Here is a 15178-nt window from a genome sequence, read left to right as displayed (position 1 = left end):
TCGCTCAAACCTGCCGAGCACAAAAAACAAAACCCGCCGGGCAAGCCGCGGCGGGTCTTTTCGATGCGCCACCGAAGCGGCGCGATCAGCCGATATTACTCAGCAGCGGTTTCAGCAGTAGCTGCGCCGCGTGGGATCGAGGTGGTGGCGATGGTCAGGTTCTGGCCATGGGTCAGCACGGTCACGCCTTCTGGCAGGACCAGGTCGCCGGTGTGGATCGATTGGCCGGCTTCCAGCTTCGACAGGTCGACTTCGATGAACTCTGGCAGTTGACCTGGCAGGCAGGACACTTCGATTTCGTTCAGCACGTGCGACACGATGGCGCCGCTCAGCTTGACTGCTGGCGAGACTTCGGCGTTCACGAAGTGCAGGGTGACCTTGGTGTGGATCGCCTTCGAGGTGTCGACGCGCTGGAAGTCAGCGTGCAGGACCAGTTGCTTGAATGCGTGCATCTGGAAGTCACGCAGCAGCACTTGCTGGGTCTTGCCGTCGATTTCCAGGTCCAGCACGGAACCGTGGAATGCTTCTTTCTTGAGCGCGTGGTACAACGCGTTGCCGTCCAGGGCGATCAGTGCCGGGGCTTCGGTGCCGCCGTAGATGATGCCTGGGGTCTGGCCAGCGTTGCGCAGGCGGCGGCTCGCTCCGGTGCCCTGTTGAGTGCGGTTAAATGCGACTACTTTCATTTGAAACTCCAAAAAATAAATCGGGCCCGAATGTCGGGAAAAACGTTTCCCGGCCCGGTTGCCCAAGTGGCGACCATCCCCGCGACCAGGGATGGTCAAGAAAGAGCGCCAGGTTGCGCGCTCAAGAAAATCGATACTTCAGCACTACCACAACGTCGTTCCCGCGAAGGCGGGAACCCAAGTACTGCAAGCGATGTCGAGACGCTCGATAAATTAGGTTCCCGCCTGCGCGGGAACGACGTGCTTGGTGTAACTTATTCTGATACGGCAACGGCGCGCCGGCTGTGAGCCAGGCGCGCCGCGAATTTCAGCGACTAAAAAACTTAGTCGACGAACAGCGAAATCACCGAGTCGCCCTTGACGATCCGCTTGAAGGTCTCGGCCAGCAGCGGTGCGCAAGTCAGCTGGCGGATCTTGCCGCAAGCGGCGCCGGCTGGGCTCAGCGGGATGGTGTCGGTGACGACCAGTTCGTCCAGCGGCGAGTTCGCGATGCGATCGATCGCCGGGCCGGACAGGACCGGGTGCGTGCAATATGCAACAACTTTCTTGGCGCCGCGCTCCTTGAGCACTTCGGCGGCCTTGCACAGGGTGCCTGCGGTGTCGACCATATCATCCATGATCACGCAGTTGCGGCCTTCGACTTCGCCGATGATGTTCATCACTTCCGACACGTTCGCCTTCGGGCGACGCTTGTCGATGATCGCCAGGTCGCAGCCCAGGCGCTTGGCCAGGGCACGTGCGCGCACCACGCCGCCGACGTCAGGCGACACGACCAGCAGGTCGTCGTAGTTGCGCTTCTGCAGGTCGCCCAGCAGGATTGGCGATGCGTAGATATTGTCGACCGGGATGTCGAAGAAACCTTGAATTTGGTCGGCGTGCAGGTCCATGATCAGGACGCGCTCGACGCCGGCTTCTTCCAGCATGTTCGCAACGACCTTGGCCGAGATCGCGACACGCGCCGAACGCGGGCGGCGGTCTTGGCGGGCATAGCCGAAGTAAGGAATGGCGGCGGTGATACGGCCGGCCGAGGCGCGCTTGAGGGCGTCGACCATCAGCATGATTTCCATCAGGCTGTCGTTGGTCGGGGCGCAGGTCGATTGCAGGACGAAGACGTCCTTGCCACGCACGTTCTCGTTGATCTCGACCATGACTTCGCCGTCGGAGAACTTGGAAACGACGGCTTTACCGAGAGGAATGCCGAGGCTTTTTGCGACCCCCTCTGCTAGTGCCGGATTGGCATTGCCGGTAAAAACCATCAGGTTTTCGTAAGCCATGGGAGTCCTAAAGGGTAAAAAGCGTTTGAACGGTAGAAAAACAATCAGCCGGATTAACCGGCTGATTAGCTTGCTGACGCGGCGCACGGCACCGTATCGCGATTTTCTTGCTGGACGCCAAGGCATCGACAGAACAAGAAAACTTTGGCAGGGGAACAAGGATTCGAACCTTGGTATGCCGGAATCAAAATCCGGTGCCTTAACCAGCTTGGCGATTCCCCTACACGATCTTTACTGCTTGCCGCCAGCATTTTAACTTGCTGCTCAACGCTGCGACAGGCAGTATTTTATTCTACAACTCCCTGATTTTGCAAGAGCGATTTCATCAGCGGGTGTGTCTTCAGCGACTTCGCTTTCCATGCCGTCCACTTGCCCGGCACTTGCGCCAACACCTGGTCGGCAGCGTCTTCGCTGGAAAACGCGCAAAACACGCACGCCCCTGAGCCAGTCATCCTGGCATCGCCGTGGCCGCTCAACCATTCAACCGCCTCTGCTACCGGCGGGAACAGGCGCATCGCCACGTCCTGCAAATCATTTTTCCCAAAACCAACCGTACTGCATAAATCGGTGTGGCTGGAAAAGTCCGCTATTTTGACGGGCTTTGAATCCCTTGTCAAATCCGGCGCAGAAAAAATTGCGGGCGTTGGCACCGCGACACCCGGTTCGATCACCAGATACCAGCAATCCGGCCCCGGCACCGCCTGCAAGGCCTCCCCCACGCCCTCCGCGAACGCGGTTTCGCCGAACAGGAAAAACGGGATGTCGGCGCCCAGCGGCAAGCCCAGCGCCATCAATTCTTCGCGGCTCAAGCCAGCTTGCCAGAGCGCGTTGGCCGCCATCAAGGCGGTGGCCGCATCCGACGATCCCCCTCCCAGCCCGCCGCCCATGGGCAAGACCTTGTCCACCCTGACGGAGATGCCGGGTGGCAGCCGGCCATGGCGGCGCGCAAACTCGGCTTGCAGCAGGCGCAGCGCGCGCACGACCAGGTCCTGGTCTTCGGGAACGCCCGGCACGTCGTTGGTGCGGCGAATCTGCTCGTCGTCGCGCAAGTCGAAATGCAGGCGGTCGGCGCGGTCGATCAGCTGGAACACACTTTGCAGCAGGTGGTAGCCATCGGCGCGGCGGCCCGTGACGTGCAGGAACAGGTTGAGCTTGGCCGGCGCCGGGCAATCGTGCAGCGAACGCATGGATCAAGCCGCCGGCAGGATGACAATGCGGATCGCCAGGTCCGTGATATCGCCCGAGGCGGCGCGCTCGGCCTGGATCAGACGCGGCACCGGCTGGCTCGCCGCCGAATCTTGCCATTCGACGAAGCGCAACCGCCAGCCATCCTTGGTCGTGACGCTGTTATTGGCTGGCGAGGCGCGGAAGCGCTGCCCCTGCGCGTCCAGCGCATAGCCCTGCAACCAGTCACGCAGGCCGGAGACCGGCAGCGGCCAGCCCAGGGTTTCCTGGGTCAGGCTGTCGATGTCGCTCGCCGTGCGTTCCTGGCCGCCCTGGACCAGGGTCGCGGCCGTCGGCGTGACATTGATCGTGGCCACGGTCTGGCCCAGCGGAGAAATCAGGGCGACGTCGATCGCCTCGGGCCGCTGGTCCCAGTTGAAATTGCCGGTGATCGACTCTTGCCTGCCATCCTTCTGGTAATTGACCGACAGCTTGCCCGACAGGTCGATGGTGTCGCGGTAGTCGCCGACCGTGGCGGTGGACAGGTTGGCGGTGCTGGTGGCGCAGCCGGCCAGGATGGCGGCGCAGGCGAGCAGGGTGAGACGTCGGGTCAGCGGCATAGAAGAATGTCTGGAGTGCAGTTAAGAAAAAACATGAACGTAGCCAACAGCCTGATTGCTGTCAGCGAGTGCGGAAACGTCGTCCCCGCGAAGGCGGGGACCCAAGTTTTTCGCTCTGCCGCTTCGATTAAACACAGTGGCAGCGCATGCAACTTGGGTCCCCGCCAAGGCGCCCGGCGAGGGCGGGGACGACGTGCCTGTGCAGCTTACCTAAGCTGCACTACCCGCAAGAACGGATTATTTCACAAGGCAGGCCGCAACCGCGCCAGCGTGGTGCGCAGCGTGTCGTTTTGCGGATCCTTGGCGCGCGCCTCGCGCCACAGCTTCTCGGCCGCCGACTTATCGCCCTTCTGCCACAGCACCTCGCCCAGATGGACGGCGATCTCGGGGTCCTTGCGCAAATCGTAGGCGCGGCGCAGGAATTTCTCGGCTTCCACCAGATTGCCCATCCGATAATGGATCCAGCCCATGCTGTCCATGATGAAGGGGTCGTCCGGCGCCATGTCGAGCGCCTTGGCGATCAGGCCGTAGGCTTCCTGCAGGCGCACATTGCGCTCTGCCAGCGAATAGCCGAGGGCGTTATAGGCATGGTGGTTGTCGGGCGCTTGCGCCATCACTTCACGCAATTGCACTTCCATCACGTCGACCTTGCCCAGTTTTTCGGCCAGCAGCGCGAAGTCGTACAGCAGGTCGGGATTCTTCGGGAAGCGCTTGGTGGCCGCGTCCATGACCGTATAGGCTTCCTGCAGCTGGTTGGCTTCGCGCAGCAGTTGCGCCTCGGCCGCCATGAGCTGGGCCTGGCGCGCCGGATCGTCGGTCTTGATCTCGGTAAGCAAACGCCGCGCGCTGTTCAAGTCGCCACCCTTGCCGACCAGGTGGGCGCGGTGCAGCTGGACATTGAAGCTGGTTTGCGGATCCGTGCCCTCCGGCACCTTGTCCAGCCATTGCAGGGCGCCGACCAGGTCATTGCGCTCTTCCGCCAGTTGCGACAGGATCAGGAGCGCGCGCGAAGGATCGCGTTCGTCGTCCGGATTGCGCCCCAGCACTTCCACGAAGCGCGTGAAATATTGTTCGGCGCCGGGCGCATCGTTCATTTGCGTGGCCAGAATGCCCAGCGCATACAGATGGGCGACGTTGTCGGGCTGGGCCTTGACCAGCAGCTCGAACTCGCGCCGCGCGGCCGGATAATCCTTGCGGTTGACCAGCACCCGCGCATAGGCGGCGCGCACATCGTTCGCCTTCGGATAGCTCTTGAGGAATTTCTGCATCAAGGCCACCACTTGCGCCTCGTCCTCGGTCACCTGCGCCAGCATCAGGAGGGCGATCTCGGCATCGGGCTTGGCCGCCAGGGCCGCCTGGGCCTCGCTGCGGGCCAGCGCCTTGTCGCCCTTCACCAGCGCGATCTGGGCGCGCACGACGCGGGCTTCCATCGTCTTGTCATAGGGCGCGATCAGGCGCTCGAGCATGGCGATCGCCGCTTCCTTGTCCTTCGCACGGCCCAGCAATTGCTGGACCTGGAACAGCAGCACGCCGCGCCGGGCCGGGGTCGCTTCGCGCAGGCGCTGCTCGAAGATCGGCTCGAGTTCGGAGATCTTGTCGGACGTGACCGCCATGCCGACGAAATACTGGGTCGCTTCGTCGGATTCCGGGTCGAGCCGGTACCACAGGCGCACCGCAGCCAGGGTGTCGTCGGCCTGCTTGGCCGCCACCGCCATCTCGGCCGCGCGGCGCGCCAGGCGCGGATCGCGGGTGCGCTGGGCCAGGTTGTAGACGGTCAGATAAGGCCCCTGCCAGTCGCCGTTACGAAACGCGAATTCCGCCTTCATCAGCTGCTCGAGCATGACGGGCGTGAGCTCGACCTTGGGCAGGCGCGCTTCTTCCTCGGCCTTTTGCTTGGCGGCCAGCTCTTCTTCGTCCAGCTCAGGCTCTGCCTCTTGCTGTGCGGATTGCTGCTGGCCGAACTCGGCCTGCTCGCCGGCGGCGAGCGACTGCTGTTGCGGGGAGGCAGCACATCCTGAGAGCAGGCCTGCAAGCAGCCCGGAGACGGTTACAATGGCGAAAGCGTTTTTCAAAGCAAGTCCAAAATCCGAGTTGATGTTTTGATTTGATTCTACGCTCATGCGCAGGCGCCTGCCGCGCATGAGCTGCGTCAGGATTCCTGGCGCCAGCCCGGCCCACAGGCTGCCCAGCCGCGACGGCAACCCGACTTTACACGATTCGTCTCCCCCATGCCTGAACTGCCAGAAGTAGAAGTCACCCGGCGCGGTGTCGCGCCCCATATCGAAGGCCGCGTGGCCCTGCAGGTCGTCTGCCGCCGCGACGGCCTGCGCTGGCCCTTCCCGCCCGGCTTGTCCGCTCTGCTGGCAGGCCGCCGCATCCTGGCCACCGGCCGGCGCGGCAAATACCTGTTGATTCATTTCGAGCACGGCACGCTGATCGTCCACCTGGGCATGTCCGGCCACCTGCGCGTGCTGCCGCCAGGCATCGAACCACGCAAGCACGACCATTTCGACCTCGTCGTCAATGGCCCCGAAGGCGTGCAGGTGCTGCGCCTGCACGATCCGCGCCGCTTCGGCGCCGTGCTGTGGCATGCCAACGAGGATGGCGACCTGGAAGAACACATCCTGCTGCGCGGCCTGGGCGTGGAACCGCTCGGCGAGCATTTCAATGGCGCCCTGCTGCACCGGGAAACGCGGCGCCGCAGCGCGCCGATCAAGCAGGTGCTGCTGGCCGGCGATATCGTGGTGGGCGTCGGCAATATCTACGCCTGCGAGAGCCTGTTCCGGGCCGGCATCAGCCCCAAGACGGCGGCTTCGCGCATCAGCCGCGCGCGCTACGACCGGCTGGCCGAAGCGATCCGCGAGATCCTGGCCGCCGCCATCGTCCAGGGCGGCAGTACCCTGCGTGACTTTATTGCTGTAAACGGGCAGTCTGGATATTTCCAACAGACATATTTCGTCTATGATCGTGCTGGTGTGCCCTGCCGCCAGTGCGAGGCGCCGGTCCGCCAGATCAAGCAGGGCCAGCGCTCGACTTTCTATTGCGCGCAGTGCCAGCGCTAAGAATATAACGGGCTGAACGATGCAGGATCTACAACAGTATGGAGCGTGGCGGGCCGGCGTTGCCGCCAGCCTCGCGGGCTACGGCGCTGCCCTGCGCGAAGCCGGACTGATCGATGCCGCCGGCGAACAGGTGCTGGCGCGCGCGCTCGGACGCCTGCGCGACGACCGGCTGTCGGTCGCCTTCGTGGCCGAGTTCTCGCGCGGCAAGACCGAACTGATCAACGCCCTGTTCTTCGCCGACTACGGCCAGCGCATCCTGCCGTCCAGCGCCGGCCGCACCACCATGTGCCCGACAGAACTGCTGTGGGATGCCCAGCTGCCGCCCTGCATCCGCCTGCTGCCGATCGAGACCCGCGCGGGCCAGCTGTCCACGGGCGACTACCGCGACGATCCCGGCGCCTGGACCGTGTTGCCGCTCGACCTGGACGACCCGGGCGCGATGCACGAGACGCTGCGCCAGGTCAGCCAGACCCGCCATGTGGCGGCGAGCGAGGCCGAGCGCTACGGCCTGTTCGATCCGGAAGATCCCGACCTGGCCGCCAGCGCCGATGCGGACGGCCGTATCGAGATCCCGCGCTGGCGCCACGCCATCATCAACCTGCCGCACCCGCTGCTCAAGCAGGGCCTGGTGATCCTCGACACCCCGGGCCTGAACGCGATCGGCACCGAGCCGGAACTGACGCTGAACCTGATCCCGAACGCGCACGCGGTGCTGTTCGTGCTGGCCGCCGATACCGGCGTGACGCGCAGCGACATCGAGGTCTGGCGCACCCATATCGGCGCCGGGCCGGGCCGGCTGGCGGTGCTGAACAAGATCGACGCCATGTGGGACGAGCTCAAAAGCCCGGTCGCCGTGCAGGCCGAGATCGCGCGCCAGCAGCACGACGTCGCGCGCCTGCTCGGGCTGGACGCCGGCCAGGTCTATCCGGTCTCGGCCCACAAGGCGCTGGTCGGACGCATCGGCGGCGACATGGACTTGTTCGAGCACAGCCGCATGGGAGCGCTCGAATCGGCCCTGTTCCACCAGCTGATCCCGGCGCGGCGCGCGATCAATGCGCGCCAGTTGCGCGCCGACCTCGAGATTTTGGCGGCCGGCCAGCACGTGCTGGTGGCGGCGCGCCTGCGCGAACTGGTCGAGCAGTTGCAGGAGCTGCGCAGCCTGCGTGGCAAGAACCAGGGCATGATCGCCCACATGGTGCGCCGGGTGGAGGCCGAGAAGAAGGAATTCGACGCCGGCCTGTTCAAGCTGCAGGGCACGCGCGCCGTGTTCACACGCCTGTCGACCGAGCTGTACACCCTGGTCGGCATGGACGGCCTGCAGGACCGGACCGAGACCGTGCGCGCCGCAATGGGCGCCGCGCGCTTCGCCACCGGCATGCGCGCGCCGGTGCGCAACTACTTCGCCGGCGCGCGCGCCGGCCTGCTCGACGCCTGCGCCAAGGTCGACGAGATCAAGTCCATGATGGACGCCATGCACCGCCGCTTCGCGGCCGAACACGGCCTGTCGCTGGCGCTGCCGCAAGCCTTGTCGCTGACGCGCCACGTCGACGAGATCGACGCCATCGAAATGCTGTTCGAGCGCCAGTTCGGCACCGCGACCCTGTTGATGACCAGCCGCGCGACCTTGCTCGAACGCTTCTTCGACTCGATCGCCTCGCGCGTGCGGCGCGTCTACCGCGCCGCCAATGCGGACGTGGAGGCCTGGCTGAAGGTCGCCAACGCGCCGCTGGAAGCGCAGATCCGCCAGCACCGCGATAACCTGCGCCAGCGCCAGGCCACGGTCCAGCGCATCCACGACGCCAGCGACAGCCTGGAACAGAAGATCGGCGCCTTCGAGCACGGCCAGGCCGAACTCGAATCCACGCGCCAGCGCCTGGCCGCCATCGCGGCCGGCGTCACCATCACACTAGAGGCCTAGCGCCCCATACGACACCGCATGAAACGCCTCACCGAATTCGACCAGCTGGCCGATCCGACCTTCTCGAAGGCCGTGATCGACTGGCAGCGCAGCCATGGCCGCCACACCCTGCCCTGGCAAAACACCACTGACGCCTACCGCGTCTGGCTGTCCGAGATTATGCTGCAGCAGACGCAAGTGGCCGCGGTGCTCGGCTATTACGCCCGCTTCCTGGAGCGCTTCCCGACCGTCCACGCGCTGGCCGAGGCGCCATCGGAAGACGTGATGGCGCACTGGAGCGGACTCGGTTACTACACCCGCGCGCGCAACCTGCACGCCTGCGCCAAACGGGTGGTGCAGGATTACGATGGCGTATTCCCGAGCGACCCGGCGCTGCTGGCCGACCTGCCCGGCATCGGCCGCTCGACGGCGGCGGCGATCGCGGCGTTTTCCAGCGGCGTACGCGCCGCCATTCTGGACGGCAACGTCAAGCGCGTGTTCGCGCGCGTATTCGGGATCGACGCCTATCCGGGCCTCAAGCCCATCGAGGATGCGCTGTGGCGCCGCGCCGACGCCTTGCTACCCGAGGTGGCCGGCAACCCGGGCGCCATCGAGGCCTATACCCAGGGCCTGATGGACCTGGGCGCCACCCTGTGCACCCGTTCGCGGCCCGACTGCGGCCGCTGCCCGCTGCAGGCGCGCTGCGTGGCCTTCGCCACCGGCCGCACCGCCGAACTGCCGGTGCGCAAACCGAAGAAGGCGACGCCGGAAAAGCGCACCGCGCTGCTGGTCGTCATCGACCGCGGCGAAGTGCTGCTGGAACAGCGCCCGCAAACCGGCATCTGGGGTGGCCTGCTGTCGCTGCCGGAGGTGGGCGGGCATGTGCCGATGGATGAGGATGAAGCGCCGGTCTGTACCTCGGACGTCGCTGCTGCGGCCGGGCCGTTCGGCACGATCGACGAAGTGCGGCCATTGAGCCCGCTGGTGCATGTGTTTACTCACTACAAGCTGCACATTGCGCCGTTCGCGGTGACGCTGGCGACGCGCGCGGCCCTGCCGCCAGGCCACGTCTGGTGGAAACTCGATACGATCGGCGAGGCGCCGCTGCCGGCGCCGGTCAAGAAGTTGTTGCTGGATTTGGCAAGGCCAAGTTTGTTCGGATGATTCGCTTTCAATTTTTTCCGATTTTCACGGGCCGTGAAAATCAAAAATTATTGAAACGATCGGCGAACCTCAGCCAAAAGCGAGAACGAAGTCCTCGCGCGAACGCCGCACCTTCTTGAGCTTCACCAGCCAGTCGCCATCCGCATCGCGGTGGCCCAGCGCCAGCATGCTGACGCTGCGCAGGCCCATCGCTTCGAGTCCCAGCACCCGGTCCACGCCGGCCGGGTCGAAACCTTCCATCGGCGTCGCATCCACCCCTTCCATGGCGGCGGCCACGATGCCGGTGCCCAGGCCGATATAGGCCTGGCGCGCGGCGAACTCGAAATTGGCTTGCCTGCCTTGCGCCGCATGCTTGCTCAGCAACACCTTGCGATAGGCCTCCCAGCCCTCGTTGACGAAGCCGCGTTCGGTGTTCACCAGGTCGAACATCTTGTCGATGCGGGTCGGCGTCATGTCGTCCCAGGCCGCGAACACCAGCAGGTGCGAGCAGTCGGCGATCTGCTGCTGGTCGTTGGCGACCGGCTTGATGCGCGCGCGCAGCGCGGGATCGCTCACCACGATCAGGTCATACGGCTGCAGGCCGCTGGAGGTCGGCGCCAGGCGGATCGCCTCGACGATGCGGTCGACCTGTTCCTGGGCCGCCGGCCGCGCCGGATCGAATTTCTTGGTGGCGTAGCGCCATTCCAGGCGCGAGAGTAGTTGGTTCATCTTCCTGTTTCCTTCGGTAGTAGTTGGATTACGCGATGGTGTCGACCGTTCCACCGTCGACGCGCAGCGCGGCGCCGGTCGTGGCCGACGCCTGTTGCGAGCAGACGTAGACGACCATGTTCGCCACCTCGTCGGGCGTGGCCACGCGCTGCAGGATGGATGAGCTGCGGTGCTCTCTCACGAATGCGTTCGCCGCCGCCAGCGCGCTGGCATGGTCGCCGCCCGGCGCCACCATCTGCTGCACGCCTTCCGACAGGGTTGGCCCCGGCAGCACCGCATTGACCGTGATGCCGGTGCCGGCCATGCTCTTGGCCAGGCCGCGCGAGATGGCCAGGTTGCTGGTCTTGGTGAAGCCGTAGTGGATCATGTCGGCCGGGATGTTCAGCGCCGACTCGGACGAGATGAACACGATGCGGCCCCAGTCTTTCTCTTGCATGCCGGGCAGGTAGGCGCGGCTGGCGCGCACGCCGGACATCACGTTGATCTCGAAGAAACGGGTCCACTCTTCATCCGGGATCTCGGCGAAGGGTTGCGGGTTGAAGATGCCAACGTTGTTGACGAGGATGTCGGCGTGCGGCTCGGCCGCCTTGAGCGCCGCGACACCCTGGGCGGTGCCGAGATCGGCGGCGACGCCGCGCACCTGGGCGGCGGGGACGGCCGCGCGCAGCTGCGCCAGCGCCCGGTCGACCTGGTCCTGCTTGCGTCCGGTGAGCACCACGGACGCGCCGGTGCGCGCCAGTCCTTCGGCGATCGCGTAGCCGATGCCGCGGGTCGAGCCGGTCACGATGGCGGTCTTGCCGGTCAAGTCGATGTGCATGATGATTCCTCCTGTTCAGTAAGAAGAAATCATCTTAGACCTCGTCCGGCGGTGGAAACATCGGCCAAAGGACAAATCACCTTTCGAGATCCGGCGCGAATCAGCGCCGGGTTGCGCCGGCTTGCGCCCTACCCTGCCAGCGCCGTCGCCAGGTAATCGACCAGCGCCGCCACCCGCCGGCTGGGCGGGCTGACCGGGTACACGGCATACAGGTCGACCGGCCCCGCCAGAAAGTCGTCCAGCACGGCTTCGAGGCGCCCGGCGTCGAGGTCGCGCTGCACGTCCCAGCGGTTCTTGAAGGTCACGCCCCTGCCCTCCAGCGCCCAGTCGCGCAGCACCTCGCCATCGCTGGCCTGGCGGTCGCCGCTCACCTTGACGTTGAACGGCTTTCCGTCGGCCTGGAAATTCCAGGCGGCCAGCGGCGCATCGGGCCGCGCCAGCACCAGGCAGTTATGCCCGGCCAGCTGTTCGGGATGCGTCGGCCTGCCGGCGCGCTCCCAGTAGGCCGGCGCGGCGCATACCAGGCGGTCGCCGCGCACCAGCAGGCGCGCATGCAGGCCGGAATCCGGCAGCGGGCCGCTGCGCAAGGTCAGGTCGATGTTTTCGTGGATCAGGTCGACCGTGCTGTCGCTGAGCAGCAGGGTCAGGCGCAGGCCGGGGTGGAGCGCCTGGAAGGCGTCCAGCAAGGGGCGCAGTTGCTTGCGGCCGAAGTCGTTGGTGGCGCCGATGCGGATCGGCCCGGACAGCGGCCCGTCTTCCTTCAGCGCGGCCAGCAGGCCATCCCATTCGCCCACCAGGCGGCGCGCGTCCGCCACCAGTTGCTCGCCCTCATGCGTCAGGGCCAGGCGGCGCGTCGAGCGCTTGAGCAGGGCGATGCCGAACTCCTGCTCCAGCTGGTCGACCGCCAGGGTGACGGTGGAGATGGCGACGTTGCGCTGGCGCGCCACGCCCGAAAAGCTGCCGGTGCTTGAAACGTCGAGCAGCAGGCGCAGCGCATCGATCCGGTCCATGGCGGCCCGGGATCAGAAGTGATCGAGCGAAAAGATGCGCCGATGCTCGCGGATCGCGTAGCGGTCGGTCATGCCGGCGATGTAGTCGGCGATCTTGCGCGCCTGCTTGATCGGGTCGCCCTCGACCTGGTAGTCGTTCGGCAGCAGCACCGGATCGTCCAGGAAGGCCTGGAACAGCTCGCGCACGATGCGGCTGGCCTTCACCCGCATGCGGTTGACCTGGAAGTGGCGGTACAGGTTGGCGTACAGGAAGCGCTTGAGGGCCGTGGTCTCGGCCCGCATGGTGTCCGAGAAGCGGATCAGCGGCGGGCCCGCGCGCACGTCGTCGATGGTCTGCGGGTTGGCGTCCAGGATCCGCTGGGCCGAGGTCTCGACCAGGTCGGCCGTCATCGCCGTGATCATCAGGCGGATCGTCTCGTAGAGCGCGCGCCGTCCCGCCAACCCGGGGTATTGCTGTTCGACCTGCCTGCGAAGGCGCGCGAACAGCTCCACCTCTTCCATCTGCTTCATGGTCAAGAGGCCGGAGCGAAGGCCGTCGTCGATGTCGTGGTTGTTGTACGCGATTTCGTCGGCCAGGTTGGTCAGCTGCGCTTCCAGGCTGGGCTGGCTGCGGTCGATGAAACGCTGGCCCAGCTCGCCCAGCTGGCGCGCATTGTTGAGCGAGCAGTGCTTGAGGATGCCCTCGCGCGTTTCGAACGTCAGGTTCAGGCCATCGAAGGCGCCGTAGTGCTCTTCCAGATGATCGACCACGCGCAGGCTTTGCAGGTTGTGCTCGAAGCCGCCGAAGTCCTTCATGCAGTCGTTGAGCACGTCCTGGCCCACGTGGCCGAAGGGCGTGTGGCCCAGGTCGTGCGCCAGCGCGGTGGCTTCGACCAGGTCTTCGTTCAGGCGCAGGCTGCGCGCCAGGGTGCGGCCGATCTGCGCCACCTCAATGCTGTGGGTCAGCCGGGTGCGGAACAGGTCGCCCTCGTGGTTCAGGAACACCTGGGTTTTATATTCGAGCCGGCGGAAGGCGGTCGAGTGGATGATGCGGTCGCGGTCGCGCTGGTATTCGCTGCGCGAACCCGGACCCGGCTCGATGTGGCGCCGGCCGCGCGACTGCGACGAGTGCGCAGCAAAGGGAGCCAGGCTGGCGTCGAAGCTCCACGTAGCGTTCATCGTGTGCCCCTCAGCCGCTGCACGCCGCCAGGGTCGAGCGCAGGATGTCCAGCGGGGCCGTGGTGATCGACGGGCTGCCGAGCGGCTTGAGCAGGATGAAGCGAATCTCACCGCCCTCGTTCTTCTTGTCGACTTCCATCAGCTCGATCCAGCGCGCCTCGCCCAGATCGGGCGCCACGGCCGGCAGGCCGGCGGCGCGCACCAGGGCGCGCACGCGCTCGACGGCGGCGGGCTCGATCAGGCCCAGGCGCGCCGACATATCGGCTGCCATCACCATGCCGCAGCCGACCGCCTCGCCGTGCAGCCACTCGCCGTAGCCCAGGCCATTCTCGATCGCGTGGCCGAAGGTATGGCCGAAGTTCAGCACCGCGCGCAGGCCGCCCTCGCGTTCGTCCTTGCGCACCACCTCGGACTTGATCTCGCACGAGCGCGCGATCGCATAGGCAAGCGCTTGCGGCTCGCGCGCAAGCAAGGCCTCAACATTGGCCTCGATCCAGTCGAAGTAGGCAGCGTCGAGGATGGCGCCATGCTTGATCACCTCGGCCAGGCCGGCCGACAGCTCGCGCGCCGGCAGGGTGTCGAGCGTCGCGGTGTCGGCGATGACGGCGCGCGGCTGGTAGAAGGCGCCGATCATGTTCTTGCCCAGCGGGTGGTTGATGCCGGTCTTGCCGCCCACCGAGGAATCGACCTGGGACAGCAGGGTGGTCGGGATCTGCACGAAGGGTACGCCGCGCATATAGCTCGCCGCGGCGAAGCCGGTCAGGTCGCCGATCACGCCGCCGCCCAGTGCCACCAGCGTGGTCTTGCGGTCGCATTTGTGTTGCAGCAGCGCGTCGTACACCAGGTTGAGCGACTGCCAGTTCTTGTGCTCTTCGCCGTCCGGCAGCACGATCTCGAGCACGTCGCGGCCCGCGGCGCGCAGGTGGCCGGCCACCTTGGCCAGGTAGAGCGGCGCTACGGTGGTGTTGGTGACGATGGCCACCTTGTTGCCGCCGATGTGGCGCGCCAGCAGCGCCGCGTCGTCCAGCAGGCCGGGGCCGATCGCGATCGGATAGCTGCGTTCGCCGAGGTCGACGTTGAGGGTGATGTGGTCCTGTTCGTTCATCGATGTCCTTGCCAGCCGGCGCGCGCGCGCTGTTTCCTGCGCCGCCAGCTGATCCAATATGGTCTGTACCATCGATTGTACGTTAGGACGGCCGGTGTCGATGACGAGGTCCGCAATCTCGCGGTACAGCGGATCGCGCTCGGTCCACAGTTCTTCGAGTTTCGCGCGCGGGTCGGCCGTCTGCAAAAGCGGACGGTTCTTGTCGTGGGCGGTGCGTTGCAGGATGCTGCCGATCGAGGCTCGCAGGTAGATCACGGTGCCGCGCTCGGCCAGGAAGGCGCGATTCTGCGGGTTCAGCACGGCCCCGCCGCCGGTGGCCAGGACCAGACCCTGCTGGCCGGTGAGGTCGCGGATCACGTCCGCCTCGCGCCGCCGGAAGCAGGCCTCGCCCTCGATCTCGAAGATCCAGGGGATGGTGGCGCCGGTGCGCGCCTCGATCTCGTGGTCGGAATCGACGAAGCGGCGATTGAGCTTGCGTGCAAGCAATCGGCCGATCGTGGTCTTCCCCGCCCCCAT

13 protein-coding genes and 1 tRNA gene are annotated in these 15178 nt (G+C 65.8%); 3 read left to right on the top strand and 11 right to left on the bottom strand.

The window, feature by feature from the left end:
* Window positions 1–95: 95 nt before the first annotated feature.
* The 6 genes from SOM61_RS06940 to SOM61_RS06915 all read right to left on the bottom strand — a co-directional run bounded on the left by SOM61_RS06940 (window position 96) and on the right by SOM61_RS06915 (window position 5861).
* Window positions 96–683: a 50S ribosomal protein L25/general stress protein Ctc gene (locus SOM61_RS06940; protein ID WP_320473391.1), complete on the bottom strand. Its 588-nt coding sequence runs from the start codon at window positions 681–683 to the stop codon at window positions 96–98.
* Window positions 684–1006: 323 nt separating this feature from the next.
* Complete coding sequence (locus SOM61_RS06935) at window positions 1007–1957, bottom strand: ribose-phosphate pyrophosphokinase (RefSeq protein ID WP_109345370.1); 951 nt, start codon at window positions 1955–1957, stop codon at window positions 1007–1009.
* A 145-nt stretch (window positions 1958–2102) separates the two neighbouring features.
* Window positions 2103–2179 (bottom strand) — tRNA-Gln (locus SOM61_RS06930).
* Between the two features lie 65 nt (window positions 2180–2244).
* Window positions 2245–3144 (bottom strand): 4-(cytidine 5'-diphospho)-2-C-methyl-D-erythritol kinase, encoded by a 900-nt coding sequence (gene ispE / locus SOM61_RS06925; RefSeq protein WP_320473390.1) that lies wholly within the window; start codon window positions 3142–3144, stop codon window positions 2245–2247.
* Between the two features lie 3 nt (window positions 3145–3147).
* On the bottom strand, window positions 3148–3741 hold the full coding sequence (gene lolB, locus SOM61_RS06920; protein WP_320473389.1) for a lipoprotein insertase outer membrane protein LolB: 594 nt from the start codon (window positions 3739–3741) through the stop codon (window positions 3148–3150).
* A 242-nt stretch (window positions 3742–3983) separates the two neighbouring features.
* Window positions 3984–5861 carry a tetratricopeptide repeat protein gene (locus SOM61_RS06915; protein ID WP_414674942.1) on the bottom strand — a complete coding sequence of 626 codons (1878 nt, stop codon included), beginning with the start codon at window positions 5859–5861 and terminating at the stop codon, window positions 3984–3986.
* Between the two features lie 108 nt (window positions 5862–5969).
* On the opposite strand from SOM61_RS06915, the gene mutM reads away from it, so the two are divergent.
* The 3 genes from mutM to mutY are packed head-to-tail and all read left to right on the top strand — an operon-like array spanning window position 5970 to window position 9864.
* Window positions 5970–6803, top strand: coding sequence for a bifunctional DNA-formamidopyrimidine glycosylase/DNA-(apurinic or apyrimidinic site) lyase (gene mutM / locus SOM61_RS06910; RefSeq protein WP_320473387.1), 834 nt, complete (start codon window positions 5970–5972; stop codon window positions 6801–6803).
* Between the two features lie 19 nt (window positions 6804–6822).
* Entirely contained in the window at window positions 6823–8721 is a 1899-nt protein-coding gene (locus SOM61_RS06905; protein ID WP_320473386.1) for a dynamin family protein, read from the top strand.
* An 18-nt stretch (window positions 8722–8739) separates the two neighbouring features.
* Complete coding sequence (gene mutY, locus SOM61_RS06900) at window positions 8740–9864, top strand: A/G-specific adenine glycosylase (protein WP_147936438.1); 1125 nt, start codon at window positions 8740–8742, stop codon at window positions 9862–9864.
* Window positions 9865–9933: 69 nt separating this feature from the next.
* Here the strand turns inward: mutY and SOM61_RS06895 are convergent, their stop codons facing one another.
* From SOM61_RS06895 to aroKB, 5 genes are all read right to left on the bottom strand, one after another.
* A complete protein-coding gene (locus tag SOM61_RS06895; protein ID WP_320473385.1) occupies window positions 9934–10572 on the bottom strand; it encodes an NAD(P)H-dependent oxidoreductase in 639 nt (212 codons plus the stop codon).
* 28 nt (window positions 10573–10600) lie between these two features.
* Window positions 10601–11389 (bottom strand): SDR family NAD(P)-dependent oxidoreductase, encoded by a 789-nt coding sequence (locus SOM61_RS06890; RefSeq protein ID WP_320473384.1) that lies wholly within the window; start codon window positions 11387–11389, stop codon window positions 10601–10603.
* Window positions 11390–11517: 128 nt separating this feature from the next.
* Complete coding sequence (locus tag SOM61_RS06885) at window positions 11518–12399, bottom strand: LysR family transcriptional regulator (RefSeq protein ID WP_320473383.1); 882 nt, start codon at window positions 12397–12399, stop codon at window positions 11518–11520.
* A gap of 12 nt (window positions 12400–12411) precedes the next feature.
* On the bottom strand, window positions 12412–13557 hold the full coding sequence (locus tag SOM61_RS06880; protein WP_320473382.1) for a deoxyguanosinetriphosphate triphosphohydrolase: 1146 nt from the start codon (window positions 13555–13557) through the stop codon (window positions 12412–12414).
* Window positions 13558–13567: 10 nt separating this feature from the next.
* The gene (gene aroKB / locus SOM61_RS06875; RefSeq protein ID WP_414674945.1) at window positions 13568–15178 is read right to left on the bottom strand and encodes a bifunctional shikimate kinase/3-dehydroquinate synthase AroKB; all 1611 of its coding nucleotides are present in this window, start codon (window positions 15176–15178) and stop codon (window positions 13568–13570) included.

Source organism: Massilia sp. CFBP9012 (assembly GCF_034045115.1).
Taxonomy (GTDB): domain Bacteria; phylum Pseudomonadota; class Gammaproteobacteria; order Burkholderiales; family Burkholderiaceae_D; genus Telluria.
The sequence above is the reverse complement of the archived record's forward strand: the minus strand, read 5'-3'. Positions and strand labels throughout refer to the sequence as shown.